This window comes from Desulfopila inferna (assembly GCF_016919005.1).
Lineage (GTDB): Bacteria > Desulfobacterota > Desulfobulbia > Desulfobulbales > Desulfocapsaceae > Desulfopila_A > Desulfopila_A inferna.
In genome coordinates, this window is record NZ_JAFFQE010000010.1 from 32,923 (window position 1) to 59,268 (window position 26,346).

Annotated in this window: 21 protein-coding genes; 13 read left to right on the forward strand and 8 right to left on the reverse strand. The window is 49.3% G+C overall.

The features are described 5' to 3' along the window. Positions 1-385 precede the first annotated feature (385 nt). Entirely contained in the window at positions 386-3,109 is a 2,724-nt protein-coding gene (locus JWG88_RS19775; protein WP_205235532.1) for a cation-translocating P-type ATPase, read from the reverse strand. A gap of 31 nt (positions 3,110-3,140) precedes the next feature. Continuing rightward, positions 3,141-5,558 (reverse strand): phosphoenolpyruvate synthase, encoded by a 2,418-nt coding sequence (gene ppsA, locus JWG88_RS19780; RefSeq protein WP_205235533.1) that lies wholly within the window; start codon positions 5,556-5,558, stop codon positions 3,141-3,143. Positions 5,559-5,962: 404 nt separating this feature from the next. On the opposite strand from ppsA, the gene JWG88_RS19785 reads away from it, so the two are divergent. The 6 genes from JWG88_RS19785 (at position 5,963) to JWG88_RS19810 (ending at position 12,949) form a co-directional block, all read left to right on the forward strand. Continuing rightward, on the forward strand, positions 5,963-6,433 hold the full coding sequence (locus JWG88_RS19785; RefSeq protein WP_205235534.1) for a tetratricopeptide repeat protein: 471 nt from the start codon (positions 5,963-5,965) through the stop codon (positions 6,431-6,433). A 359-nt stretch (positions 6,434-6,792) separates the two neighbouring features. Beyond that, entirely contained in the window at positions 6,793-7,077 is a 285-nt protein-coding gene (locus tag JWG88_RS19790; RefSeq protein WP_205235535.1) for a sll1863 family stress response protein, read from the forward strand. Positions 7,078-7,298: 221 nt separating this feature from the next. Continuing rightward, positions 7,299-9,581: a hypothetical protein gene (locus tag JWG88_RS19795; RefSeq protein ID WP_205235536.1), complete on the forward strand. Its 2,283-nt coding sequence runs from the start codon at positions 7,299-7,301 to the stop codon at positions 9,579-9,581. 2 nt (positions 9,582-9,583) lie between these two features. Beyond that, complete coding sequence (locus JWG88_RS19800) at positions 9,584-10,876, forward strand: glycosyltransferase (RefSeq protein WP_205235537.1); 1,293 nt, start codon at positions 9,584-9,586, stop codon at positions 10,874-10,876. A 43-nt stretch (positions 10,877-10,919) separates the two neighbouring features. Further along, entirely contained in the window at positions 10,920-11,558 is a 639-nt protein-coding gene (locus JWG88_RS19805; protein WP_205235538.1) for a TVP38/TMEM64 family protein, read from the forward strand. A gap of 230 nt (positions 11,559-11,788) precedes the next feature. Beyond that, positions 11,789-12,949 (forward strand): Do family serine endopeptidase, encoded by a 1,161-nt coding sequence (locus tag JWG88_RS19810; RefSeq protein WP_205235539.1) that lies wholly within the window; start codon positions 11,789-11,791, stop codon positions 12,947-12,949. Between the two features lie 113 nt (positions 12,950-13,062). Here the strand turns inward: JWG88_RS19810 and JWG88_RS19815 are convergent, their stop codons facing one another. Both JWG88_RS19815 and JWG88_RS19820 read right to left on the reverse strand, forming a co-directional pair. Continuing rightward, positions 13,063-14,091 (reverse strand): hypothetical protein, encoded by a 1,029-nt coding sequence (locus JWG88_RS19815; RefSeq protein ID WP_205235540.1) that lies wholly within the window; start codon positions 14,089-14,091, stop codon positions 13,063-13,065. Continuing rightward, a complete protein-coding gene (locus JWG88_RS19820; protein ID WP_205235541.1) occupies positions 14,066-15,481 on the reverse strand; it encodes an MBOAT family O-acyltransferase in 1,416 nt (471 codons plus the stop codon). The genes JWG88_RS19815 and JWG88_RS19820 overlap by 26 nt, the downstream gene beginning before the upstream one ends. Before the next feature lie 607 nt (positions 15,482-16,088). Between JWG88_RS19820 and JWG88_RS19825 the strand changes: the two genes are divergently transcribed. Further along, on the forward strand, positions 16,089-16,388 hold the full coding sequence (locus JWG88_RS19825; RefSeq protein ID WP_205235542.1) for a hypothetical protein: 300 nt from the start codon (positions 16,089-16,091) through the stop codon (positions 16,386-16,388). Between the two features lie 445 nt (positions 16,389-16,833). Here the strand turns inward: JWG88_RS19825 and JWG88_RS19830 are convergent, their stop codons facing one another. Next, positions 16,834-17,469, reverse strand: coding sequence for an HPF/RaiA family ribosome-associated protein (locus JWG88_RS19830; protein WP_205235543.1), 636 nt, complete (start codon positions 17,467-17,469; stop codon positions 16,834-16,836). Positions 17,470-17,819: 350 nt separating this feature from the next. Between JWG88_RS19830 and JWG88_RS19835 the strand changes: the two genes are divergently transcribed. From JWG88_RS19835 to JWG88_RS19860, 6 genes are all read left to right on the forward strand, one after another. After that, on the forward strand, positions 17,820-18,641 hold the full coding sequence (locus tag JWG88_RS19835) for a class I SAM-dependent methyltransferase (RefSeq protein ID WP_205235544.1): 822 nt from the start codon (positions 17,820-17,822) through the stop codon (positions 18,639-18,641). 718 nt (positions 18,642-19,359) lie between these two features. Beyond that, a complete protein-coding gene (locus JWG88_RS19840; RefSeq protein ID WP_205235545.1) occupies positions 19,360-20,889 on the forward strand; it encodes a serine hydrolase in 1,530 nt (509 codons plus the stop codon). Positions 20,890-20,942: 53 nt separating this feature from the next. Further along, positions 20,943-21,071, forward strand: a complete 129-nt coding sequence (locus tag JWG88_RS19845) for a thioredoxin family protein (protein WP_337833148.1) — start codon at positions 20,943-20,945, stop codon at positions 21,069-21,071. Between the two features lie 94 nt (positions 21,072-21,165). Further along, on the forward strand, positions 21,166-21,582 hold the full coding sequence (locus JWG88_RS19850; protein ID WP_306793138.1) for a thioredoxin family protein: 417 nt from the start codon (positions 21,166-21,168) through the stop codon (positions 21,580-21,582). Positions 21,583-21,622: 40 nt separating this feature from the next. Then, on the forward strand, positions 21,623-22,333 hold the full coding sequence (locus JWG88_RS19855) for a cytochrome c biogenesis CcdA family protein (RefSeq protein WP_205235547.1): 711 nt from the start codon (positions 21,623-21,625) through the stop codon (positions 22,331-22,333). A gap of 113 nt (positions 22,334-22,446) precedes the next feature. Next, positions 22,447-22,929 carry a ferritin-like domain-containing protein gene (locus JWG88_RS19860; protein WP_205235548.1) on the forward strand — a complete coding sequence of 161 codons (483 nt, stop codon included), beginning with the start codon at positions 22,447-22,449 and terminating at the stop codon, positions 22,927-22,929. Positions 22,930-23,000: 71 nt separating this feature from the next. On the opposite strand, the gene fdhF is transcribed toward JWG88_RS19860, so the two are convergent. The 3 genes from fdhF to JWG88_RS19875 are packed head-to-tail and all read right to left on the reverse strand — an operon-like array spanning position 23,001 to position 26,316. Continuing rightward, positions 23,001-25,043 (reverse strand): formate dehydrogenase subunit alpha, encoded by a 2,043-nt coding sequence (gene fdhF / locus JWG88_RS19865; RefSeq protein ID WP_205235549.1) that lies wholly within the window; start codon positions 25,041-25,043, stop codon positions 23,001-23,003. A gap of 13 nt (positions 25,044-25,056) precedes the next feature. Then, positions 25,057-25,860 carry a 4Fe-4S binding protein gene (locus tag JWG88_RS19870; protein ID WP_205235550.1) on the reverse strand — a complete coding sequence of 268 codons (804 nt, stop codon included), beginning with the start codon at positions 25,858-25,860 and terminating at the stop codon, positions 25,057-25,059. 18 nt (positions 25,861-25,878) lie between these two features. Then, positions 25,879-26,316, reverse strand: coding sequence for a hydrogenase iron-sulfur subunit (locus JWG88_RS19875; RefSeq protein ID WP_205235551.1), 438 nt, complete (start codon positions 26,314-26,316; stop codon positions 25,879-25,881). Between the last annotated feature and the right edge of the window lie 30 nt (positions 26,317-26,346).

The following is a 26,346-nucleotide window of genomic DNA, read 5'->3' on the forward strand; positions in this document are numbered from 1 at the left end:
CTTTTTGCTTTTAACGCGAATGACGGAGCAAAAATATCCAACAGTAGAGGTGCTATTTTTCAGATCTCAATATGTATGCCAACGCTGGCTTGAGAGTCGAGCCTCGCTATACAAGCAAACGATCCGGCTTTTTCCTGGGATTCCATAAGTATAGGCGCGGGGATCCTCTTTACGGCCAAGGCTGTGGGATATGTGTTTTACGATAATATTCAGCCAGTCCCGCCTTGATCAGCCCGATCCGGGGAAGAGAATTCTGTTGGAATTACTGATATCGACGGTTTTTCGGCTGACCGCATCTTCCTAAATTTTCCTTAAAAAATAACATACTACCATTCAGCATATCATTTTTTCAATCTCTTCTCAACCCATTCACCTGACAATATATTTACCTCGGATATTCCTCGCTCCCGGCGGAGTAAAATCGAATCCCCGGAAGAAATGCTCCACTAATAACAGGGAGCACACTCATTGCCAGAATGAGAGTCCACCCTTTCCAGCCTGGATTTACGACCTGGAGAAGGGAAGCGAGTGGCTGCCAATAGACGGCAATAAGTAGAAGGCTGAGACAGATCCCCCAGGCAGCCCACATCCATCTGTTCTTTAACACATCGTTTTTCCATGGGGAAGTACCCCGATCACGCAGATTAATGACAAACCAGAGCTTGGTGAAGGCCAGAGTCAGAAACGAGATAGTGACAGCGTGTTTTTCCTCGAAACCAAATTGCATCAGGGCAATGGTCAACGCTCCAAGAACTATCGCTCCGATGAACAGGCTCCAGCCACCGATCATGCGCCAATGGTGCCACGTCAAAACGGCCTCATCGGCAGCTCGAGGCGGACGCTTCATAACCTCGACGGCACCTGCGCCAACCCCCAGAGCCAACGCGGGGAAAACATCGGTCAAGACATTGAGATAAAGAATCTGCAGGGGTTTCAGCGGCAGGGGAGCCTGTACCAGAGAAGCCAGGGCAACAGTCAAGACCTCGGCAATATTGGTACAAAGCATAAAGATAACGGATTTGCGAATGTTGGCGAAGATGATCCTGCCTTCGCGGATGGCCGCGACAATGGTGGAAAAATTATCGTCACGCAGCACCATGTCAGCTACCTGTTTGGCGGCATCGGTTCCCCGCTGTCCCATGGCAACACCAATATCCGCCTGCTTCAAGGCCGGGGTGTCGTTGACGCCGTCTCCGGTCATGGCGCAGATGTGACCGGCGGACTGGTAGTGTTTCACCAGATTAAATTTCTGTTCCGGCGTCACCCGGGCAAAGATGCCGGAATCCAGGATCTTGCGATGCTCCGCCTTGGAAAGCTCATCAGGGCTGCTCAGATCACTGCCGTGGAAGGGCTTTTCTTCATCGCTTAATCCTACTTTTTTACCGATGGAAGCACCGGTGTCAGGCCTGTCTCCGGTCACCATCACTACCTTTATTCCGGCATTCTGACAATCTCGAATCGCCTCTCTAACCTCGGATCGCGGCGGATCTTCCATACCGGCGATGCCCACCAGCCGAAGATTCCGGTAAGGCTCCTCGGCACTATCCCCGGCCTCCTTGTCGGCGAAGGCGAGAAGACGCAAGCCCTTGCCGGCAAGCTCGTCGACACGTTCATGCCATTGCTGCTTTTGCTCCTTACTCAGTTGAGCCGCCCCCTCCTCCTGCCACACCTTGTTGCATACCTCGAGGATCTTGCCCGGTGCACCCTTTACCGCTACATAACATGCACCGCCTTCTTTGTCCTTTTCAAGGCGGTGAAAAGTCGCCATCATCATAACTTCCGAATCAAAGGGAACTTCCCGCTCCTCAGGCATCTCCTCGAGCAAGCCGCTCCTGGTCAAACCCGCTTTGGCGGCTGCCTCCAGCAGGGCGACTTCGGTGGGGTCGCCGCTGAATCCTTCGCTCTCCTTAGCCAGCTTGGCGTTTGAACAAAGTAACCCTATGCGAAGCAGACGCTCGACCAGACTTTTTTCCGCCGCCGCCTCGAGATGACCGCCCCCAGGGGCTCCCTCCTCTTCTTTCTGCTGGCCGAAGGTATATGAGGCATCGGCAGTAATCACATCGACTACAGTCATCCTGTTTTCGGTGAGCGTGCCGGTTTTATCGGTAAAAATCACACTGGTTGCGCCTAGTGTTTCCACGGCGGTAAGGCGATTTATCAGAGCATTGCGCTGCGCCATCAGCCACATGCCGCGGGCCAGGGCAATAGTGGCCACGATCGGCAACCCTTCAGGAATAGCGGCTACTCCGAGAGCGATGGCGGTCTCGATCATAATGATGGTCTCACGCCCCGATGCCAGTCCCGCCGCACCGACAAGCACTGCGACAGCAATGGTTATCCAGGCAAGTTTTCGACCCAGGTGATCGAGACGCTCCTGAAGAGGGGCTGCGGTTTCCTCTGCTGCCGAGACAAGTCTGGAAATACGGCCGAGTTCCGTTGCCGGTCCCGTAGCGGCAACTACTCCTTCAGCAGTCCCTTCAACGACACTCGTTCCCTTATAGAGCATGCTGGTCCGGGCATGCAGGGGAGCGTCCTGCTCGACAGGGTCGATGGATTTATCGACCGGCATGGACTCTCCGGTAAGAGCCGCTTCATTGACCCTGATATCTTCAGATGTAATTATTCGCACATCCGCAGGAACAAGTTCCTCATCGTGGAGTAGAACAATATCTCCGGGGACAAGTTCCTCGGCGGCCACCTCGCTTTTCCTGCCGTCCCGTCTGACCCGCGCCACTTTCCTGCCGAGTTCACGAAGAGATTCCATCGATCGTATGGCTTTCCATTCCGTGAAGAAGCCTATGGCGGTATTGACGGCTATAACGGTAACCAGGGCAATTCCTTCCGGTAGGCGGGCAGTGGCAAAGGCCAGGACAGCTGCAATTGCCAAAATAATGATAACGATGCTTTTGAACTGGTCGAGCAGAATGGCCCAACCACTGCGCTGCTTTTCCTCCTCTAGCTGATTGAGGCCGTATTTTTCCTGCCTTGCGACGACCTCATCACGGGAAAGTCCATCACGGCCGACATTCAGCGCAGTGAGGGTATCTTCGACACTTTTCGCATGATATGCTGCACTTCCCTGGCGTTCTTGCTCATCACTTTCTTTCAAACAATTCTCCTTTCAACGAGTACCTATATCTCTAGCTCTTCCCGGGTGCAGCCTCTTTTCCTTCCGCTTCGGCCAGATACCGCATAACCCGGATCACCGAATCAGGATTCAGGGAGATCGAATCAATGCCGGCATTGACCAGGAATTCTGCAAAATCAGGGTAATCACTCGGTGCCTGACCGCAAATACCGACCTTCTTCCCATTCTTGTGTGCCACTTCAATGAGATTCCCGATCACTATTTTTACTGCTTCATTGCGTTCATCAAAAAGTTCCGAGAGTTCGGCAAGATCACGATCCACACCAAGCATAAGTTGAGTCAGGTCATTGGAACCTATTGAAAATCCGTCAAACCTCCGGCCAAATTGTTCCGCCAGTACTACATTGGAGGGGATCTCACACATGACATAGATCTCCAATCCGTCCCTCCCCCGTTCAAGCCCGTTTGATTCCATAACCTCAAGCACCTTGTCCGCCTCTTCCGGAGTCCGGCAGAAGGGAATCATCACGACAATATTCTCAAAGCCGAGTCTCCTGCGGGCACGATCGATAGCTGCACATTCCAGACCGAATCCGGCCCGATAGCGGTCGCTATAATAGCGGGATGCTCCACGAAACCCCAGCATGGGGTTCTCCTCATGCGGTTCAAAAAAAGAGCCTCCTATGAGATTGGCATATTCATTGGTTTTAAAATCACTCATTCGTACAATTACCGGATCGGGATATTGCGAGGCGGCTATTCGGGCGATGCCCCGGGATAGATGATCGACAAAATACTCTTCCTTGTCCGGATACCCTTTAGTCAGCGTATCTATGGACTTACGTACCTTTTTATCTTCAACTTTCTCCGGATGAATAAGGGCCATCGGATGAATCTTGATGATGTTATTGATAATAAATTCCATCCTGGCCAGACCGATTCCATGAACAGGGAGCCGCCACCAGCGCATAGCCGCTTCAGGGCTGGCGATATTTATCATTATCTGTGTTGATGTTGTGGGAAGGGCCCCCAGATCAATTTCTTCCTCCTCGTATTCCAATTCTCCCTCATATACTTTTCCCGTATCCCCTTCCGCACAGGAAACGGTAACTATCTTAGCTCCATCGAGTGCCGCCATGGCCTTTTCCGCACCAACCACGGCCGGTATGCCCAACTCCCGGCTGACGATGGCAGCATGGCTGGTCCGCCCGCCATGTTCGGTAACGATGGCCGCCGCCCGTTTCATTATAGGCCCCCAGTCCGGATCGGTCATTTCAGTCACCAGAATCCCGCCATCCTCAAATTGATCGCTTTCATCAATATCGTGCAGTACTTTTGCTTTTCCCGAAGCTATGGCATCGCCAATAGCCAGTCCCTTTACCAGAACTTCACCTCTGTCCCGAAGGTGATAGCGCGTGAACGAACCGCTCTGCTTCTGCGACTGTACCGTTTCGGGACGGGCCTGAACGATATACAGCTCTCCACTGTCACCGTCCTTGGCCCATTCCATATCCATAGGCTTATCGTAATGGTCTTCGATAACGCAGGCCCATCGGGCTAATTGCACAATCTCTTCATCGGTGAGGACAAACTGCTCTCTTTTTCTTCGCGGGGTATTCTTGTTTTTCACCGTTGCAGAACCTCCTCTGGCATACACCATGGTCTTCTCCTTCTCGCCGAGCCGTTTCTCGATGATCGGGGAAGTATCCCGGTTCTGCAGCAAAGGCTTGAAAACCCTGTAACCATCGGGATTGACTGTTCCCTGTACAACATTCTCGCCCAATCCCCACACCGCATCGATCAGGACAACATCCGGAAAGCCCGATTCCGTATCGATCGAAAACATTACTCCTGATCCCGCCTTATCGGAGCGCACCATTTTCTGAACGCCCACCGACAGGGCAATTTTATCGTGACCGAACTGTCTCTCTTCCCGGTAGGAGATGGCCCTGTCGGTAAAGAGCGAGGCAAAACATTTGCGGCAGGCATCGAGAAGATCCTTGTCGCCCGAGATATTGAGAAAGGTTTCCTGCTGCCCGGCAAAGCTGGCTTCGGGAAGATCTTCGGCAGTGGCGCTGCTGCGCACCGCTACATCGACATCGCCGTGGCTGTCTCTGGCCGGCGAATCATAGCGCTGACTGAGTTCCCCATAGGCTTCCTTAATGGCCGAGGCGATATCATCGGGAAACTCACCGTCGAGAAAGAGCTTTCGCACGGCTTTGCCTGTCTGTTCTATCGACTGCTCATCGTTACGCAACTTCGCTAAAAGTTTTTTAAGCGTATCATCGATATTATTGCTCTTGAGATAGCGGGTGTAGGCCTCGACGGTAGTGGCAAAGCCATCGGGAACGCGCACATCTTTCTCAGCCAGGGACTTGATCATCTCACCAAGTGAAGCATTTTTTCCGCCGACAATGGCGGTATCTTCCTTATTTGTATCCTCAAACCACTGTATGTATTTATTTTTCATGATACCTCCAGTGTGGGGTTATGGAAATTTTTCGCATCTTCCTGCACATTCTTTTACAAATACCATGCCGGGTTTTCTCCTTTCTAACCCAGTTGAGCCGGACAAGAACTTTGAGAAAACAAGAAGTCAGCGCGAAGATTCAAACCTCTTGTTTTTTTAGCTTGTTTTAACAGAAAGATTGTAGTTGACGGAATTGGAACAGGTCTTCAGGCAAACATTTTGCACTAATAATCTCTGGGAGGAGCTGACTCCCGAAGCAATGATTGAAGTTAAAACCTGAGGAGGAAACTATGTCTTCTATCGAATGGCTGAGCCGTGAGGGATATGTTCTTGATTCCGCCCAGCTCACACATAAACCAATCCTGCTTGATTTTTTCAATCCTGAATGAATCGGCTGTCAACAGATGGATACAGTTACGTATCCGACAAATGAAGTAGTTGATTTCGTACAGGAATATCTGATCCCTTTCAGGATAAATATCAGTACCACATCGATGCATGAAAAATACCACACCTTCTGGACACCGACCACGGCGGTGCTGGGCATCAAGGGCATGGAGGCCCATGGAAAACAGGAAGTCCAGCGGAGGATCGGTTTTTTTGAGGCCGATGAATTCATCGCCACCTTGCATCTCGGCATTGCCAAGGTCCGCATTAATCAGAAAGAATTTGATACTGCCCTGGTCCATCTCGATCGTCTGTTGAAGGTCTATCCGGAAAGCGAAGTGGTTCCTGAAGCACTATATTTCAGGGGGGTTAGTCTCTACAAGCAAAACGATGACCCCAGCCAGCTCAAAAAGGCCTATGAACATCTACTGAGCGACTATCCGAAAAGTCCATGGGTTAAACGCGCACATCCCTACCGTTTGCTCTAGGTCCGGATGACCAGACGGAACTGGAGCGAGAAAAGAAGGTGTCCGCCAGGCCCTCCGACAGCAGGACGGGAGAAGTTGTCCGATAATATCGGACGATGTCCTGTAACGTAAGACGTATCCGATATTTAAAGGCATCTAAGATCTCATAATATGTCATCGAAGCTGCCGAGATGGACCCCGGAAAAGCTGGCGATGCCACTGCGCAGTCTCTCCGATTTTCCAATCTGGCACGAAGTGTGCTCTACAGAAGGCCAAGGAGGTTGAATTTACTGTAAGAAAATAGACTGCAGTACAGTTGGATCAAATAATCACCAATCGTATACCTCGATTTTTCAAGGGTATAAATCAGGAGGAAAAACATGATTCCTAAAAGGACATATGTCGAAAAAATGAAAGATCAGCTCAATAACTGGCAACTGGATATAGATTCACTTAGGGTCAGGGCCGATAGCATAGAAGAACCAAAACGTGCCGACCATCATCAAAAAATAGCTTTTCTGGAAAAACAAAAGCAAGAGACGGAAAAAAGGCTCCAGGAAATCGATAAAGCAGACGAAGGAAGCTGGGAGGCACTCAAGGAAGGATACGAAAAACTGCGTGAAGACATGCAGGAATCCATTAAGAATGCTCAAACCGAACTTTGATTGATTTGCCTAGGATTCTTTGAAAAAGCTGAATTAATGGCAAATTCAGTGTCAGCTCTACTAAGCCCTCAAATAAGTTCGAAAAATAACTATAACCATGACGATGTGGCAAATTTCAGTAATCATCGTCTTCACCCGGCGATCTCCGCCGCCACCCTGTCTTTCTTTCTTCAATCCTGTATCGGTTTATTTTTACCGACTGATGTTATAGAATATTTGTTATGATTAATCGCTGGATTCCATGGAAATTCTTGATCAAGCGTGCAGCCAAGGCCTACGGGATACTCGACCCGCTTACCTTTCTCGCCCGCATCCGTCAATTCTCTCAGCCTTCTGAGGTTCAGGAGCCGATTGAGCTGGTAAGGGCCGGCATTATTTTCCACACCCGGGGACTGATCAACACCAAGGCAATACAGCATAACCTGGATTGGATATGGCCCTACTGGGTGGAGAGACAATTCAATCCCAATGACAACTCTTTTATCCCCAGGGCGTTTTCCTTCAGTCACGTCAACCTGACTCACCGCAACTGGACGGCGGTCGGTCACCCGGAAATTCCGCTTTATCCGATTATAGATCCCAGAGGATTGACAACACCGCTGTATGACGGCTGGTCCCTTGATTTCTGGGTTCTTTCCCATAGTGGAGAGATGCTGCTGCCTTCAAAAATGGAGGATATAGAACAGGAATGGATCCTCTCCCCCAACCTTGCAGTAAAAACCTCATGCAGCTTCGCCGAAATGGCGCTTGAGGTACATGCTTATCTCGAAATTGAGGACGATCTCCCTGTTCTGGTGATTGATGCGGCTGCCACCTGCGCCGAAGGAGGCTGGCTGGTGCTCGCCTTGCGGCCCTACAATCCTGAAGGTATCCAGTTTATCGAGACGATAGAGGCAACGGAGAAGCATCCGGGCTGGCTGGTTAATGAAAGCACTGCTATCCGTTTCAGCCGCACTCCGGAAAAGATTTCATTCTCCAACTATACGGAAGGTGATGTCATTCATAAACTGGACAACGACCAACACAATAGAACAGAGATATCCTGTTCTGTCGGTATGGCCACCGGCGCCGCTTTATTTGAGATATCGGCGAATAAAGAGCAATCAGTGCAAACAACCATTCCGCTTGAAGAGGATCTTACGCCGCACAATTTCTTCCCTGCGAAAAAGCATCATCCACAACCTGTGGATGATTCCTGGGAAAGGGTGATCGCCAAGGTGGCCGACCTGCAGGTGAACGATAAAAAAATACAGTTCCTCTATGATGCCGCTATTCGCACGCTGGTGCTGCTCTCAGCAGAAGACGTCGTCCCGGGTCCTTACACCTACCGGCGTTTCTGGTTTCGGGATGCCTGTCTGATGTTGAACGCTCTGATGGCAGTGGGCCTCACAGATCGGGTATTTGCCCTGCTGGATACCTTCCCGGCCCGCCAGAAACTGTCCGGGTATTTTCAGTCTCAGGAAGGAGAGTGGGACTCCAACGGCCAGGTTCTCTGGGCCATGGGTCGTTATCAGCAGACAACCAATCATACCTTCGACCAAAGCTGGAAAAATGCGATAATAAAAGGTGCAAACTGGATTCAGCGAAAACGTCTGCGCAAAAAAGGGGTTCCCCACTCGGGACTTCTGCCCGCGGGATTCAGCGCGGAACATCTCGGCCCCAATGACTACTATTATTGGGATGCTTTCTGGAGCCTGGCAGGACTTCGAAGCACCGCCAGACTGGCAGGTCTGTTTATTTCCCATGAGATGCAGGAGAAATATGAACGGGAAGCCCTTGATCTGGAAAAATGCATCCAGGCCAGTATCGATACCATCCCCAGGTTTCGTGCCAGAGGAGGAATTCCGGCTTCGCCTTACCGACGTATGGATGCCGGCGCGATCGGCTCCATGGTTGCCGATTATCCGCTGCAGATCACCCCGCCCGGGGATGAATGTATCGGCTGTACCCTTGAATTTCTGATGGAATACTGTTTTCATAAGGGAGCTTTCTTTCAGGATATGATTCATTCAGGGACCAACATCTACCTGACCCTCGACCTAGCCCAGACGCTGCTTCGCAATGGCGATTTGCGCTATCGCCAACTGCTCCAAACCGTGGCGGAATTGGCCACCTCAACCGGTCAGTGGCCGGAGGCGATTCATCCCCTCACTCATGGCGGCTGCATGGGAGACGGCCAGCATGGCTGGGCGGCGGCGGAATGGGTAATGATGATTCGCAATCTCTTCGTGCGGGAAGAAGGGGATTCGCTCATTCTCGGATCGGGAATTTTTCCTGAGTGGATGACCAATAATCACCCCCTCCGCTTCGGGCCGACGCACACACTCTTCGGCACCATTGAAATCAACTTTCGTAAGACAGCAGAGAAAACTGCGCTTGAAGTGATCTCTGATTATTCTGGAGCAGCAACTCAGCCGGCATCCATCATCATTGATTTTCCCGGTTATCATAGAATTACCACAACGGAAATCAGCAAGAGAGAATTTCTCCTGCGGGAGTTATGAGTATGAAAATCTGCATGTTTACAAATACCTATTTACCTCATGTCGGCGGTGTCGCCCGCTCCGTTCATTTCTTTGCCGAAGATCTGCGAAAACTTGGAAACGAGGTGCTGATAGTTGCTCCAACCTTTCCCGACCAGAAGGGTTTTCTCGAAGAGAAAAAGAACGTCCTGCGGGTGCCGGCCATACAGAATTTCAACGGCAGCGATTTTTCCGTCCGGATTCCAATGCCCTTTATCATCGATGAGCACATTGATGAATTCCAGCCCGATGTAATTCACAGCCACCACCCTTTCCTGCTCGGTGATGCCGCCATAAGGGCAGCCTATCGCCGGGACCTGCCCCTGGTCTTTACCCACCATACCCTATATGAGGAATACACCCATTACGTCTCTCCCGACTCACCGATGATGAGGCGGCTTGCCATCAGCCTTTCCACTGAATATGCCAATCTCTGTACCTGCATTATTGCCCCCAGCGAGAGCATAGCCTCCCTGATCACCGGCCGGGGGGTTAATAAACCCATCGAGGTCATCCCCACAGGAGTTGACGTCGCTCAATTCCAAAAGGGAGACGGAGTTGCCTTCCGCCGTGCTCACGGGGTCCCTGATCAGGCCACCGTCATCGGGCATCTCGGCCGGCTGGCTCCGGAAAAGAACCTGGAGTATCTCTGCGATGCAGTGATTGATGCCATGCGGAAAATGGATGAAAAAACATTTTTTTTAGTGGTGGGGTCAGGCTCAAGTGAATCCCGAATCGTGGAGAAGTTCGGCAAGGCTCATCTTGACAACAGGCTGATCATGGCTGGCAGGAAAAGCGGCTCCGACCTGATTGATGCATATGCCGCCATGGATCTTTTTGTGTTTTCATCAAAATCGGAAACCCAGGGAATGGTCCTGGTCGAGGCCATGGCAGCCGGGTTGCCGGTAATTGCCCTTAATGCTTCCGGCGTGCGGGAGGTGGTTGAAGATGCCTTTAACGGCAGACTCCTGCCTGCCGACGCTTCACCTCACGAGTTTGCCGAAAGCATTATTGCCTATTTTTCCCATGAGGATACAGCAGCAAGCTGGCGCCGGCAAGCATATCGCACAGCCAATCGCTTCTCTCGAGAAAAAACGGCGCAGAAGTTGGCAGACCTTTATCTTTCCCTGCAGAAAGAAAAAGAGTCCATGATCGATACCGAAATACTCGATCCCCTGGATGAACTGCTTAAGTCATTAAAAATAGAATGGGAAATATTGGCTGAAAAAACTCATGCACTGCTTAGTGCCGTCCGGGATGACAGCCCCGAAAAATGATATTCACCTGTATTCATTCCTACATCATATAGAAGCTGCTCAAGTGAAAGCCGGAAATAGAAATATCCTCACCATCTCATCTTTAGCTGTTTTGGCGGCCTTGCTTGCCGGCGGTGTATTTTTTGCTTACCAGCAGGGATACATACACGATATAATCGAGACTGTCAGGTCTGATATTTCACCGTTGCTCTTTATAATCCTGATGATCATATTACCACTGGTGGGTTTTCCCATTAGTGCTTTTCTGATCATTGCCGGCATCAAGTTCGGTATTCTCCTCACCTTTGCACTCTGGATCTGTGTTCTGCCTCTCCATACCACAATCACCTATACAGTTGCTAAATATTTACGCCCCCTACTGTTGAAATTGCTTCACCACACCTTTGGTTACAAAATTCCAGCCATACCGAAAAAAAACCAAGCCATGTACAGTTTCCTGTTTCTGGCTATCCCGGGTATACCATATGCCGCCAAAAATTATCTTCTCCCCTTTGCCGGAGTCTCTTTTCGTTATTGTATTGTAATGAACAGCATAATCCAGAGCATCCTCGGTCTGCCTTTTATTGTGCTGGGGAAATCCGGAGCGGATCAGGACCCGACGCTCTTCTATGCAGCCATCCTGTCTCTGGTTGTTCTTTTCATTATTCTTCGCTTGCTGAAACGGAAATATTCCAACTCGTAAATTCCTGAAAAAGAGAATTCTGCAGGAACGATCCGAACGCCCGATTATCCTTTTCTATGAAAGGCCGCAACGTCATTTGAGATAACATGTTGGTAATCTGAATATTCACAGGATGCCTGCATCAATAAGTTATTTACCAGGATGTGGTATGTTTTTTGAAACATCTGGAAAACAAAAGCTTCTTTTGCCAGGGGTTCCTTTCCGGGCAGGCACAAATAAAAGGAGATGCCATGAATTCTTTATGGAAGAAACGGTTTTTCATCTTTTCCGCCCTGCTGGTGACAGGAATAATCATAGGACTTGGCCTCTCCATCAATTTCGATACCCAGACACCATCACTCGCCGAAAAAAGTCCGATTCCTCTGGATACCAGGAATGAACTGGATAGAATAAGTACCGCGCTTTCCCAGGTAGCTGCCGCGGTGAGCCCTTCGGTTGTCAACATTTCCACAAGCAAAAAAGTGCAGACTCTGCCATTAAACGAATTATATGACCATCCTCTTTTCAGAAAATTTTTCGGCGAACCTCCGGGGTCTGATCAGGAGGGTATGCAGACGTCGATGCTTGGCTCCGGCGTTATTGTCTCCAGCAACGGCCATATCCTCACCAACAATCATGTTATAGAAGGGGCTGAGGAGATTGTCATTACCCTGAATGACGAACGGGAGTTTGAAGCTGAGCTGGTGGGAGCTGATCCCAGAAGTGAACTGGCTCTTGTAAAAATCGATGCTGAAAATCTTTCCCCATTAGTAATGAATGAGAATTATGAACTGAAGGTCGGTGAGCTCGTTATTGCCGTGGGAATACAGTTCGGATTGAGCAATACGGTAACTATGGGCATCATCAGCGCCTTAGGGCGATCTGATATAGGTATAGTCGATTATGAGAATTTCATCCAGACCGATGCGGCAATCAACCCCGGCAATTCCGGCGGAGCTCTGGTTAACAGCGGAGGAGAACTCATCGGCATTAACACTGCCATTTTTTCAACCAGCGGCGGCAATATGGGGGTCGGGTTTGCCATACCGGTGAAAATGGCAAAACCCGTGATGGAAAGTCTGCTCGAGCACGGCAAAGTTATACGCGGCTGGCTGGGCGTAAACATCCAGCCGATAACCCCGGAGCTGGCTGAATATTTTAATCTTACAGGTACCTCTGGAGCACTTATAAGCGAAGTAATGCCCGAAGGTCCGGCTGCTCAAGCCGGGCTGCAGCAGGGTGATATCGTCCTCGAATTTGCGGGCACCACTATCAATGAGGCTAACACCCTGAAAGACAAGGTGGCCCAAACCTCTCCCGGCAGCACGGCAACCATAAAGGTGATTCGGGATGATAATACAAAAGAAGTCGAAGTAACTATTGAAGAATATCCGGAAATACAACAACAGTAGAATAACAACTTGAAGGTATTCAGATTTTTATGAAAGTGAGGTTATTAATGACGAGGTGATTTTGAGGAGTTCGCCAAGGCCCGGCACGTTCAAGAGATATTTCAGTGAAAGGTTTATTCAAAAAAATCGCGGCGCAGCAGCAGCTTTGCAACCTCACGGGTAAATTGCTCAGCATCGTTATAATTCAGATGAGAACCATCCATGCACTTGAAGTCCGAGAGCCGGGCATAATCTTCAAAATGTAGAAAATATGCTGAAACCCGTTCTGCGAATATATCCCAATAGTGCTCTCGCGGTACAGTCTTCTCCTCTATTTCACGAACGCTGCCGCAGGAGGGGAAACGGATAAAGGCGACCTTGCCGCCGCGGTCCTGAATTTTTTCGACATAGAGTCGGATCCGCTCTATTCTGCTCTCAAAGGCACCGGGTTGCAGAATCTCCAGTTGTCGATGCAACTCTCTGGTGCGTTGCACCCGTGAGGCTCTCAAAGAAGCGAGGTCTGTTCTGGAATAATCGGCTTTGCGGTACCTGTCCGGCCTCATTGGAGCGTATGGCGGCAGTATTGGTTCATCCAGATACCATTTTGACCATATCTGTTGAGGAGAAAGCCCGCTGGAACGAAAGACCAGATGGGATTGCACAAATTTCAACAACCGGGTTTCTATCCTGGAAGAAAGAGGCTGGGCACTGTATTTCCGTAGCCACTTCAACGTCCTATCCTCCCCTGTTGTACTGCTGCCGGCCAGCCAATAGGGGGGTAGTGAGCAGATCACCTTTCCTATGAAATTTGGGTCTTCGGCCAGATGCTGCAGTACCGGCAGGGGATTGCTGCCGTCAATTGCCAGCATGAAAACATCCGTCTTCGTCATTTCCTCCAGCACTTCAGGTTCCATCCCCACCATGATTCGGGAAGATCCCACCAGAGCCACAGCAGTGCCGCTCTTATTGGCCGCCCGTCTAATCTCGCTCCAGACAGGCCAGTCATCGGTTATATTCGGCTCAAAGCCGAATATACGCCAGCCAGCCTCCCAGGAGGCGACAAACACCAGAAAAAACACGACAACAGCAAGCCAGAAGATTTTCCAGCGCTCATTAAGAAATTTGGCCGCCCTGTCATTAGAATTGGAAGTAGATGAAGGCACGGTCTCCTCCTCTATGCAGGCTTAAGGTAACCAGGGCTCCAGCTATCAGTACCACCCGGACGGCTGGAGGAACAGCCGTGGCAAGAGCCTCCAGACTGCTGTCCCGAAGCAGCCATTGTCCGACCAACAGCAGACCCAGGGTTACGGCAACCTGCAGTGACTGTGAAAAGGAAAGAAGCTGCAGCTCACCTGTCGAAAACATTAGCGTGAGTAAATGAAAGGCATCGGGAAAATCCTGCGCTCTAAAGAACACATAGGTAATTGAAACCAGGATAAACGTCAGTAGACCCAGCATACCTTGAACAATGCGCTTTCGAAAAAATTCAACATCCCCTAAATGCTTCAACAAATATCTCTCGACGCTCAGATACAGCCCATGGAGTCCTCCCCAGGCCACAAACGTCCACGCCGCACCATGCCATAAGCCGCCGAGCAGCATGGTTATCATCAGATTGATATACGTTCGCAATTCTCCTTTGCGGTTTCCACCCAGTGGAATATAAAGATAATCCCGCAACCAGCTGGACAAAGAGATATGCCACCTTCTCCAGAAATCGGAAAATCCCACGGCGGCATAGGGAAAACGAAAGTTGTCGGGCAGGACGAAGCCAAGAGACAAGGCAGCTCCGATTGCACACAATGAATACCCAGAGAAATCAAAGAACACCTGCCCGGAGAAGGCAAATACACCAAGCCAGGCATCCGCTGTTCCCGATAAGTCGCTGTTGCTGAAGACCATATCTGCAACCGGTGCCATGATAGTATCGGCGAGAATCACCTTTTCAAACAATCCCAGGACCAGCAAAGTCAGTCCCCAACCCATCTGGTAAGAGGTGGCACGACGAGAAACGCGGCACTGAGGCAGGAAATCAGCAGCCCGAACGATCGGTCCGGCGACCAGTTGAGGAAAAAATGTCACAAAAAAGGCAAAATCGGTGAATTTTGGCCATGGTTTTAGTTTTCCTCTATAAATATCAAGAGAATAGGAAAGTGACTGGAAGGTATAGAAGGAGATCCCGACAGGAAGAACAATATGGGAGACTGCCGGCTGATAATGTATACCTACTGCCTCCGACAGCGACACAAACGATTCAAGTAAAAAAGTTCCGTATTTGAAGTAGCCCAGCAAGCCCAGATTTGTGGCAAGGCTGATGAGAAGAAGAATTCGTTTTTTGTGTCTGCTGGAGGTTCGGGCAATATTCTTGCCGGCAAACCAGTCTATCAGGGTGGAAATCCAGAGGAGCAATACAAAAGGAGGGTTCCAGGCGGCATAGAAGATATAGCTTGAAAGCCACAGGTGAATTTTTCGCTTTTCCCAGGAAAGAGGCAAGGCATAAACAAGATGTACTATTATAAAAAAGCAGATAAAAGTCAGTGAATTAAAAATCATATATACGTTTCTCTGCTAATTTTCGAAGCTCACATTCTATCTGCTTAATTGGCAACTCCGCACCTTTATTGATAATCTCATAAAAAGTCATCGAAGTCGCCGGGAGGGCCCTGCGATAAGCACCACTGCCGGCATAAACTCCGACTTCGAAAAGCTCGACATAGTATCTGAAACGGTGTTTTGTCAGGACATGCGGTCCGGCAACCAGCCGTTTCAGATCTACAACGACCTAGATGGAGCTTTTTACGAGTCCATCTTTATGCAATTCTATCAACTACATCAAATCTTGCCAAACAAAAGTCCGAGGTAATTTCCCTCTATCCTACATTATCGGACAAAGAGAACGGCCGGACCTCCCAATCTCTCGGCACTATTGGAAATTCGACCGGGAACACTACTTGCATCCAGTATGAATATAGAGAGAAGATTTGCCAACACCTCTTGTAAAATGTGATAATCTCTCGTCAAAAAGTGTCATGAAACTTTAATATGGCTCGATAAAGGTCTGATCTCGCAAGGCCATCACAGATCAAAAAGGCAATGCACAGGATACCGCGGCAACCTGGTACCCCGGAGGTAAATTTCAACACAATAAGAGGAGATCAACATGCAACGACAAAAAAAGATGGAAGAATCATTTCTCGGCGCACATCGGGATTTCATGAAGAATCTGGATTCTTCAATAAAAGTTCTTGAAAGTGATATCGATGAAGCTAATGAGATGCAGCAGATCTGCACAGATGAGTGGTGCAAAGCAACTGAAAGCTATCTTGATGAACTAGCTAAAATGGTTTACTCAATCAGTGAGCCCAGATGGCAGTCTGAGGAAGATTCCAAGAGGATAAGAGATCTTCGCCGAAGAATTCATGATCTGTATGCTCGTTATAGGGCGACGGCTAGCACCTAAAGGTCATATAATCGCCATTCCTGCTTACCCAAATCCTCAGCTCAAGGCCGGGACTGCTCTTTTTCACAGGTCTCTGCAGCCCGGACGGCTGCAGCGGAGCCCCCGTGGTCCGGTTTATGGCGTCCCGATGAAAAGAGTGGTTCCTGACCTGGGCCAGAAAATTCTGAGTTTCAGCGGTACTCAGCTTCCCATTTTCGGATGACCAAGGATTCGATTAAACGATTGCTGATATTTCAAAAAAGCAGGAGGTCACCGCAAAAGCGACCTCCTCTAACATTTTCAAGAAAAGAGAACCATTGAGGAAATAGTTCAGGATTTTATCCGGGACAACTCTGTTGAAATCCAGTCCGGTTCCGCAGGATTATTCTTCTTTTTCAGGACAGCTTATTACCTCCAGGCAATTATAGCCTCAAGGGGGTACTGTAAAGAGTCAGAATCAGTTGGGCTAGTACTCTTCTCTTTCCCACCCCAACGGTTGATCAGACAGCGGATCCGATGCAGATTCCTCCCCGCTACGCCCACCGGAGGCATCGACAACCATGACGGATGAAGCCTGCAGCCCTTCATCGCCGAGTTCGGCTGTGAAATTAACTCCGTCTCCTGGTTTTAACTGATCGAAATCATAATTGAGGATGCTGTTGCGGTGAAAATAGACTTCCTCTCCATCGGTTGAACGTAAAAACCCATATCCTTCATCGGAAAATATTTTGGTGATCAGGGCGATTGTCTCCTGCTGGGGATGAACCTTCCGCACCCCCTGTTGCTTTTCAATTTGCTGCTTCAAGCGACGTTGCGCTGACTTGAAGGCGTTTTTGATTACAGTCGGCAGATCTTCCGTGTCTTCCTTTAAACCCGATTTATGGTTGACGACAAGATCATGCCCCGGTGGAAAACGCATTTCAATGCGTACTCGATAGGGGTTGGATGTTTTGCGGCTTTTCTGCTCCAGTACAATTCCAACCCGGCAGCTGATGAGGTTATCGCTCAATTTTTCGAGTTTGGCTATATCGTTGTAAATCAGATTTTCAAGATACTCGCTTCGATCCAATCCATGAAAGGAAATTTCAGGGGGTATACGCATATTCGGTCCACCTCCATAGTGCTAATTTGACGGTTTATTTTCCGTTGGTGCATTATAAACTGTATATCATCTTCTGGCTAAATCAACATATTAGAGATGCTGTTCTATTTGTATTGAGCTCCTTCTCAGACTGAGGTATAGCCTTGAAAAGACATATAGCGGATATTAAAATGTAAATATGTGAATTAAACTCAGCCATAGATTTTCTTTTTGACAACGGTTCAGGAATACGAGAAGATGTATCCAGCACACACTAATCCCGCCCTAAAGACGGTAAAGCAGGCTTTTCCACCCCGGCAACTTCGATGATTATTTTTCGAGATCATCATTGGCAATAAGTGATCCCTCTCATGAATGATCAAGCAGCAAGGGCAGAAAGCGCCCTTTCCCGAAATCAGACTGAGGACAAATGGAACCTTGAAACCATATTGGACCCCAGGAAAATAAGGAAGGGCCACACCAGGTGGAATCAGTTTCATGCCGCCCTGCTTCAAATGAACTGCAAGGATCTTGCCGGTCCGATTCTCGATTTCGGTTTTGGAATCGGCTATTTTGTTCTTGAAGGCCTGCGTCGCCAAAAGAATATCTGGGGTGTCGATCTCCTCCCGGGCAAAATCGAGCGTTACCAAAGGCTTATTGATTATACTGAAAGTCCGGAAGAATGGAAAAAACGCTGTGTAATCGCTGACGGCGAGGAATTGCCTTTTCACTCCGAGTCGTTTTCGGCAATCAGCTCCTGGTATGTCTTTGAGCATATCCCCTTTCCATCCCTGGTACTTCGGGAACTGGTACGCATTACCAGAAAAGACGGGGTTATCGCCATCCGCGCCCAAGATGCCCGTAACGGCTGGGAAGGCCATTGCAAGATTCCCTGGGTGCCATTTCTCTCCGGAAGAATGGCTGAAGCCTGGATTGAAGAGTTTGGAAAATCTCCGGCATTACGCCGGGGCGTATACGACATAACCCAGCCCCAGGTAATTTCGATACTCGAGGAGCTTGGCTGTACAATCGTCAAACAGGCTCCCAGTCCTCTTCTCTTAATAAAGGATCACTGGAAACTCTCCTCGGAAAAGGAGGTACGCAGCCGGGCGCGCCAGGTAAGGCAGGAATTCGAAAAAGGAGAATGGCAGCCGCAACCGGAAAATCTCTACATTTATGCCTGCAAAAGATAACCGCATATCAAATCAGCCCGACTGCTGAACTGGGTCAGTGGTTTGGCGGCCATTAAAGCTATTGGCCTCAACGTATTTTCCGTTTTCCTGCTTTTTTGGGCAGACTACCCAGAGCAAGACACTCAAGATTCATTGCGCGATGAGCAAAAAATAAAATCTGATTACCCCTGAAACTCCGTAACTCCTTGCCCAGACGCGGACTGAAGATTAGTACCTCACAGATTGTTTTCTTGTTTTTTTGCAATAAAATAATCTCTCTAAAGGTTCTTTCCGGATCAGCTGGATTAGGGGTAGCCAGGAAACAAAAATTCCAAATTCACATTTTCTTCTTTTTATCGCCTTTCTCTTTGAAATGTTGACGGATGTCCTCAAACTCTGGACTCCGCTACAGCACGGATACGATTTTTTTCAAGAACTACTCCATTTTTTTAAGGAGATGATTTCAATTTTTGTTATACTCATAAGGATTGAGCCTGGTTGCAAGCCTTTCATATGTAAGGGTTCGCGGCCTTTCAGGGTGTCCTGGGTCAGTGGATATTTTTGGTACAACAATCTCGACATACCATTTGTATAGTCGGGAGCTCACCGAAAATACCAGGAATGGTACCCTGACCTCTCGGTACATCGATCTTTTTACCTCACTATCTGTAAAGTTGTTGTTTCTTGCTGTTAAGCTTTTAACATTTTGCATAATTCTATATTGAAGAATAACAAAATTATGATTCGAATCCTTACCATATTGCTCTTTTTCGTCATTGTTCCCTGCACAGTTTTCGCCCAGAACGATCAATATGATATAGCGTATATCTGGGACACCAGCCTGGAGAATGTTATTGATTACCAGCGGCAATTAGAAAAGGTCTTGGATCCGCAGGAAATAGATCGCCTGAACATTGTCCGCCGTGATCCCGGAGATTACGGACTAATCTACAATCTCGGCGGCACCGCCCTGACTTCCGCGCAATTGATGATTCAGCATAGTGAAGCACTTCGCCAGGCTGGTCTTTCCGAATGCTCTGCAATGAAGAATGATGGCTATTATCAACTCTATAATGTCAGCTATGGGGTGGGACCAAACATTGAGGCACTGAAGAAGGTCCATGAAAAAATCAGCCATTATCTCGGTGAGGAGGTGGAGAAAAATCTCTTTATTGTGGAGACGGGTTCTGAGAATTACGCCCTTATCTATCGACGCATGGGAGATCGTGCCTCAACTTACGCTGTAGCCCAAAAACACCGAAACCTGCTCAAAGCACAACGTATCTCAACAGCAATTTTACCGGAATTCAACAACCGTGTGGTATTTGGCACATCGCCCGAGGGTGCTGCAACAGAACCAATATCGACTCCGGTCACCGAGGTGGTCACTGTCATACCGGATGCCTCCCCTGCCCTGCCCAAGGAAGAGCAACCTGTAATTACCTTGACGCCAGATTTGGTTAAACGGATTGTCAGAGAGGCCCCTTCCGGCAATCCGCAATTTGAAAAACATATTGAGGAATTCATAGGTGAACTGCGCCGCAAAGGAGAACTGAGAAGCAATGAGAGAACCAGTTGGATGGTATATGACCTGACCAAGAACGAGCCTCTTGTCAATATCAATTCAGATCAGATTTTTCAAGCTGCCAGTATGATCAAGCCCTTCATATCGTTGGCCTTCTTTCACCAGGTAAAAGAAGGCGGCCTGGTATATGGCCCCAAAAGCAGAAGAAATATGGAAGCTATGATCCAGCACAGCAACAATGCTTCCACCAACTGGATAATGCGGATGGCAGGCGGACCTGCGCATGTCGAAGGCTTACTGCGAAAGCACTACGGTCATATATTTAAAAACACCCTGATCAAAGAATATATACCAGCCGGAGGCAGAACCTATAAGAACAGTGCTCTGCCTTCCGATTATGTCAGGTTTCTTTTGGCTCTGTGGAATGATGAGCTGCCGTACAGCAAAGAGATCCGCCGCCTGATGTCCCTTCCCGGACGTGACCGCCTCTATGACGGCACCCCGATTCCCCGAGGCACCAAAGTCTATAACAAAACCGGTTCGACCGCCTACCTCTGCGGTGACATGGGTATCCTTGTCCTGCACGATAAAACGGGTCAGCCTTATCCCTATGTTATCGTCGGTATTATTGAACAAAACAGCCGTCCCAAAAATTACGGGCACTGGATGCGCACCCGGGGTGATGTGATCAGAAAAGTTTCTACTCTGGTTTACGAACAGATTAAAGACCAGTATAAGCTTTAACGAAAAAGTTTCGTTTCACTTGCCTGAGCCGCTGTCCTTAAAAAATCAAAAAAGTGAGTGATGCCATGAAAATAGCGGGTTATGGGGTGTTTGGCACTCCCACAGTGGTTATCGACGGTGAGGTGAAATCCGTTGGCAAGATTCCCACCAAAGAGGATGTTGTTGGTTGGCTTAAAAAATAACAGAGGATGCCGACAACTGCCCCAAAATGGTGAGATGCACCGGTACCTCTTGTCCTGGAGCTGAACCCCCAACCATACCATCCCGGAGTAAAAATTGATAAAAATACAACCTAGATGGACACTGATTATCGCTGCCATTCTCATTGCTGTCGCAGGAACATACAGCCTGCTGTCGGCACGATCTTCACCAAGTGAGGGCAAGGAGAATTTGCAGGCGGCCACTGCGCCTGCTCCCGGTTTGGTCACAATGATCGACCTGGGTGCCTCCGAATGTATTCCGTGCAAGATGATGGCACCTATTCTCGAAGAGCTCAAAGAGGAATATCAAGGCAAGGCGGATATTATCTTTATCGATGTGTGGCAGAAACCTGATCAGGCAAAAAAGTATGGCATCCGGGCAATCCCAACACAGATTTTCTTTGATGCCGACGGCAGGGAAGTGCAGCGGCACGTTGGTTTTCTTGATAAAAAGCAGATCATTAAAATTTTGAGAGAACTCGGAGTCTCCTGATGTTTCAACAGGAGTTGCTGTACCTGAGACTGAGGTGAACATGTTCGATCACTTCCTGCTTGCCGTGAACCAGTGGATGAACAGCGGGTTGGCTCTGGCCGCAACAGGAGCTTTTCTCTGGGGCCTGGTCAGTGTCTTGTTCAGTCCCTGTCACCTGGCTTCCATCCCTCTCGTCGTCGCCTATGTGGGCGGTCAGGAAACCGCAGTTCAGCCACGCAAGGCCGGATGGTATGCCTGCTCCTTCACACTGGGGCTGTTTATCACCATTGCCGGGCTGGGTATTGTCTGCTCCCTGTTGGGCCGCATGCTTGGTGATGTGGGCATCTGGTGGCAGATTCCGGTCGGCGCTGTTCTTATCTGGGTAGCCCTGGGCATGCTTGGCGTGCAGGCCTGTTCCATGAACGGTTCACTGCTGTATCGCCTCAGGCTGAAAGGCATATCCGGAGCATTCGGTCTTGGGTTGACTTATGGAATACTCTCCGGCACCTGCACCTTCGGTTTCATCGCTCCCATACTCGCCATTGTAACGGTGCAGCAAAAAGTTCTTACAGGCTCGGTGATGATGCTCCTTTTTGCCCTTGGCCATTGTCTGCCGATAGTCATCGCCGGCAGCTCCACTGCGTTGATTCGTAAGCTTATGGAAAATAGCGCCTACCAGGGTGCAGGGCTATGGTTCCGACGCGGCGCCGGGACGGTGATTGCCGGACTGGGATGCTATTTTATTGCAGGTCCCTTTATCGGCAGCGCCTGAACCTTGCCCCCGGGAAGTTGTTAATTTTCTCACTCAGCTGGGCTGAGAACCTTTAGACGGATTGTTTTCTTGCAATGAAAAACACGAACACTCAAAAACGGGAGGCCTGTTTTATGAACTTGCAGAAAATCTATGAGTATGCACTTCAGAGAGAAGAGGAAGGATATCAGTTTTTCAAACGTAATGCCGAAGAGGCAAGCCATGGAGCAGCGATAGAGATCTTTGAGAAGCTTGCAAATGAAGAACTGAAACATATCCAATACATAAAGGAGCTTATCAATACTCCCGAAGAAGAAGCAGGTCCTACCAACACTCCTCTTGAAAAAGATAGCTGGTTTGAAGATCGTGCAGGCCGGGAGCTGTTGGACCAGAGCTTGATTGAGTCAATGATTCCCGATATCGCTGTCTTAAGGACAGCATATTTGATTGAACACGACCTTTCTGAGTTTTATGAGATGGCCGCCAAAAATTCCTCAGGTGTTGCCCAGCTGGCCTTCTCTCAGCTGGCCGCATGGGAACGTGGGCATGAAGCCTTCTTCAAGGAACTACACGACAGAATCTTTCAGGAGTATACCGAAATGCCATGGGGCGGATGAAATAACATCCCGGCCTAAAAATGGCCGGGATGTGTAGATCTACCCAACTGAGCTCGGTATTAATTAGTTGGTTAAGCGGCTTTTTTGACAATATTAACGGCGCAGACCTTCAGCTCCGGAATCTTACAGATCGGATCGTAGGCCGAGTTTGTCAATATATTGGCACAGCTTTCTATAAAATGGAAGGGCATAAAGGCGGATCCTTTTTCGATACGTTTGGTCACAAGGGCCTTGGTATCGACGCTGCCCCGTCTCGATGAGACGGTGACGACTTCCCCATTGATGACCCCCAATCTTTCGGCATCGGCAATACTCAGCTCAATGAAACCTTCTTTGATTTCAGCATCGAGAGTGGGTGAATTCCTGGTCATGGTGCCGGTGTGGTAATGGGCAAAGACCCTTCCTGTGGAGAACCAGAAAGGATAATCATCATCCACATTTTCAGCAGGAACCTGAAAGCCAATACCGTGAAACAGCCCTTTGCCGCGGGCAATCCTGCCCTTGTGAAGATAACGGGTTCCGGGATGATCCGGAGCAGGACAAGGCCACTGCAGGCCGTCGCCCTCCAGCCGTTCATAGGATATTCCGGCATAGGAAGGAGTTAACTTAGCCATCTCGTCGAAGATTTCCTCGGGTGAGGAATAGCTCATCGGGTAGCCGAAGCGGCTGGAGATATCCTGAATTATCTGCCAGTCCTGCCGCGCCTCGCCGCGCGGTTCAATGGCCTGACGTACCCTGCTGACCCGCCTTTCGGTATTGGAAAAAGTACCGTCTTTTTCGGCAAAAGAGACGCCCGGTAAAACGACATCCGCCATTTCCGCGGTAGCTGTGAGGAAAATATCCTGCACCACCAGAAACTCGGCCTTCTCTAGAGCTTTTTTTACATGGGTGACATCCGGGTCACTGACCACCGGGTTCTCCCCCATGATATAAAGTGCCTTAACACTGTCATTATCCAGACCTTCGAGCATTGCGGGAATGGTAAGCCCAACCTTGTCGGAGAGAGAATCAACCTGCCAGGCTTTGGCGAACTTCTCGATCACACCTGCAGAGGTTACCGGCTGATAGGCCGTAAAGACGTTAGGAAGACCGCCCATGTCACAGGCTCCCTGCACATTATTCTGGCCGCGTAACGGATTCACACCTGAGGATTCCTTGCCCAGGCTGCCGGTAAGCATGGCCAGATTGGCAAGCGATTTGACATTGTCCACTCCGGTGGTATGCTGGGTGATTCCCATGCAGTATATGATCGAAGCCTTATCGGCAGTCCCGTAACATTCGGCGATCCGCTCGATGTCTGCAGCCGGTACGCCGCATATTGCCGAGGCCTTATCCGGAGTAAAGCCCTCGATTACCTTCCGGCAGGCCTCGAAGTCCTCGGTCTGTTCATCAATAAAGGCTTGATCGTGCCAGCCTTTTGCCAGGATCACATTCATAATACCGTTGATCAGAGCGACATCGGTTCCCATTGTATGGTTGACGTGAATATCGGCAATTTCGGAGATATGGACCTTGCGCGGATCGGCGACAATGATCTTGGCACCGTTCTTCTTGGCCCGATAAATGCGGGTGGCTACCAGAGGATGAGCAACCGTGGTGTTTGAACCGATGATGAAAATGCAGTCGGCGTCTTCAAACTCCTCGATGGAATTCGTCATCGCGCCACTTCCAAAAGCTGCGGCAAGACCTGCCACGGTGGAAGAGTGTCAGAGACGGGCGCAATGATCTATGTTGTTGGTCTTCACCGCCGCACGGGCAAACTTCTGCAGCAGGTAGTTTTCCTCGTTGGTAACCTTAGCGGAAGTTAAAAAACCTATGCTGTCCGGTCCGCTCTCTGCCGCAATCTCCTTCAGTCTCGAAGCCGTGTAGTCAAGAGCCTCATCCCAGGAGACCTCTTCAAGCTTATCGTTTTTACGGATAAGCGGCTGGGTCAAGCGATGTTTATTGCGGATGAATTCATGGACATTCCAGCCTTTAATGCAGAGTTTTCCTTCATTAACCGGGCTTGTTTTGCAGGGTATGGTGCCAATCGGGTCGCCATCCAGCACTTCCAGAAAAAAGTTGCAGCCACAACCACAGTATGTACATGTTGTCAGTACTGTCCTGTAATCCATAATAGTACCTTTCCTATTCTTTACCCTGTACAGGCTCTATAGTATTTAGCGGAGATCTCCGGCGGTTCATGCCTGTTTTAAAATCAAATTGCTCATCCATGACGGCATTGACTTTCTTATACAGGGTCCGCAGAGGGATATGTGAAGGACAGGCTTCCTCGCATAGCCCGCAGTCTATACAGCGCCCAACCATATGCATTGCCCTGGTGTGATGAAACGCAGGAATTTCGGGAGGTAGTTCACCTTTCTTTATCAGGTCATCGCACTTGAGGCTGCATTCACTGCAGAAACACATGGGACAGATATTAGAGCAGCCGTAGCATTTGATGCATTTGACAAACTCCTCCATCCAGTAGGAGAACCGCTCGGTCAATCCCAGTGCATCGATTTCAGCAACCGATTTTGAGGCCCCCGCCTGGACGGCTTCCCCCGCCATGATCTCCTTCGGATAGGGCTGCGAACATTCGCAGGCATCAGCCAGTTCCTGCGGACAGGCAATACCAACCGGCACAACCTTCTTGGGATCAAGCTGGTTCCAGGTATAGAGCGTTTGCAGTCCCCTGTCGTCACATCCCCTGACCAGCACACCGAAAACTTCCCCGGGGTAAGCCCGGTACAGATTTATCAGATATTTGTTGAGAGGATATCTGGAATCACCAGCTTTTTTGGTATCGCCCAAAACCATGTTCTCCATATCGTCGCCCTTCCGGTACAAATGAGGAGCGACATGGCCATGTTTCAGGGCAAGGCCCATGAATCCTGCAATCTCATCTGATTCCAGGAGGTCTTTTACTTTTTTCTTGATAGTGTCAATCATAAAAACACCCTACCTGTCTTAGGCCAATTCTTTTCTGTAATCATTCTTCAAAGGGGACGGCCCCAGCCTGCGCAGCTCGTCGATGAACGTATTAAATTCATGAACCAGCTCCGGTGCTTCAGCTGAAGAAACCCAGCTCGCCTTGAGACGCTCCTCTTCGATTCCGCTGAACTTGAGCATCTCCCTGAGAACGGTTACACGCTTCCTGGTGGAATAATTACCATACAGGTAATTGCATTCGCCGAGGTGTCAGCCGCCGACAAATACACCATCCACCCCACGTTGAAACGCCAAAAGAATATGGTGCGGTGACACACTCCCACTACACATTACCCGGACCGTGCGAACATTCGCCGGGTACTGCAAACGACTGACCCCAGCCAGGTCAGCAGCGGCGTATGCTCACCAGGTACACAGAAAACAGACGATCTTGGGTTCGAAAATGTCGTCACTCATTATCAGTTCCTTTTTAAATTTTTAAAACTA

What these genes read in the sequence shown, in the direction of transcription:
- ppsA (WP_205235533.1), bottom strand. Translation starts at nt 5,558, where the DNA reads ATGAAAAATAAATACATACAGTGGTTTGAGGATACAAATAAGGAAGAT.
- JWG88_RS19785 (WP_205235534.1), top strand. Translation starts at nt 5,963, where the DNA reads ATGGATACAGTTACGTATCCGACAAATGAAGTAGTTGATTTCGTACAG.
- JWG88_RS19790 (WP_205235535.1), top strand. Translation starts at nt 6,793, where the DNA reads ATGATTCCTAAAAGGACATATGTCGAAAAAATGAAAGATCAGCTCAAT.
- JWG88_RS19795 (WP_205235536.1), top strand. Translation starts at nt 7,299, where the DNA reads ATGATTAATCGCTGGATTCCATGGAAATTCTTGATCAAGCGTGCAGCC.
- JWG88_RS19800 (WP_205235537.1), top strand. Translation starts at nt 9,584, where the DNA reads ATGAAAATCTGCATGTTTACAAATACCTATTTACCTCATGTCGGCGGT.
- JWG88_RS19810 (WP_205235539.1), top strand. Translation starts at nt 11,789, where the DNA reads ATGAATTCTTTATGGAAGAAACGGTTTTTCATCTTTTCCGCCCTGCTG.
- JWG88_RS19820 (WP_205235541.1), bottom strand. Translation starts at nt 15,481, where the DNA reads ATGATTTTTAATTCACTGACTTTTATCTGCTTTTTTATAATAGTACAT.
- JWG88_RS19825 (WP_205235542.1), top strand. Translation starts at nt 16,089, where the DNA reads ATGCAACGACAAAAAAAGATGGAAGAATCATTTCTCGGCGCACATCGG.
- JWG88_RS19830 (WP_205235543.1), bottom strand. Translation starts at nt 17,469, where the DNA reads ATGCGTATACCCCCTGAAATTTCCTTTCATGGATTGGATCGAAGCGAG.
- JWG88_RS19835 (WP_205235544.1), top strand. Translation starts at nt 17,820, where the DNA reads ATGAATGATCAAGCAGCAAGGGCAGAAAGCGCCCTTTCCCGAAATCAG.
- JWG88_RS19840 (WP_205235545.1), top strand. Translation starts at nt 19,360, where the DNA reads ATGATTCGAATCCTTACCATATTGCTCTTTTTCGTCATTGTTCCCTGC.
- JWG88_RS19855 (WP_205235547.1), top strand. Translation starts at nt 21,623, where the DNA reads ATGTTCGATCACTTCCTGCTTGCCGTGAACCAGTGGATGAACAGCGGG.
- JWG88_RS19860 (WP_205235548.1), top strand. Translation starts at nt 22,447, where the DNA reads ATGAACTTGCAGAAAATCTATGAGTATGCACTTCAGAGAGAAGAGGAA.
- JWG88_RS19870 (WP_205235550.1), bottom strand. Translation starts at nt 25,860, where the DNA reads ATGATTGACACTATCAAGAAAAAAGTAAAAGACCTCCTGGAATCAGAT.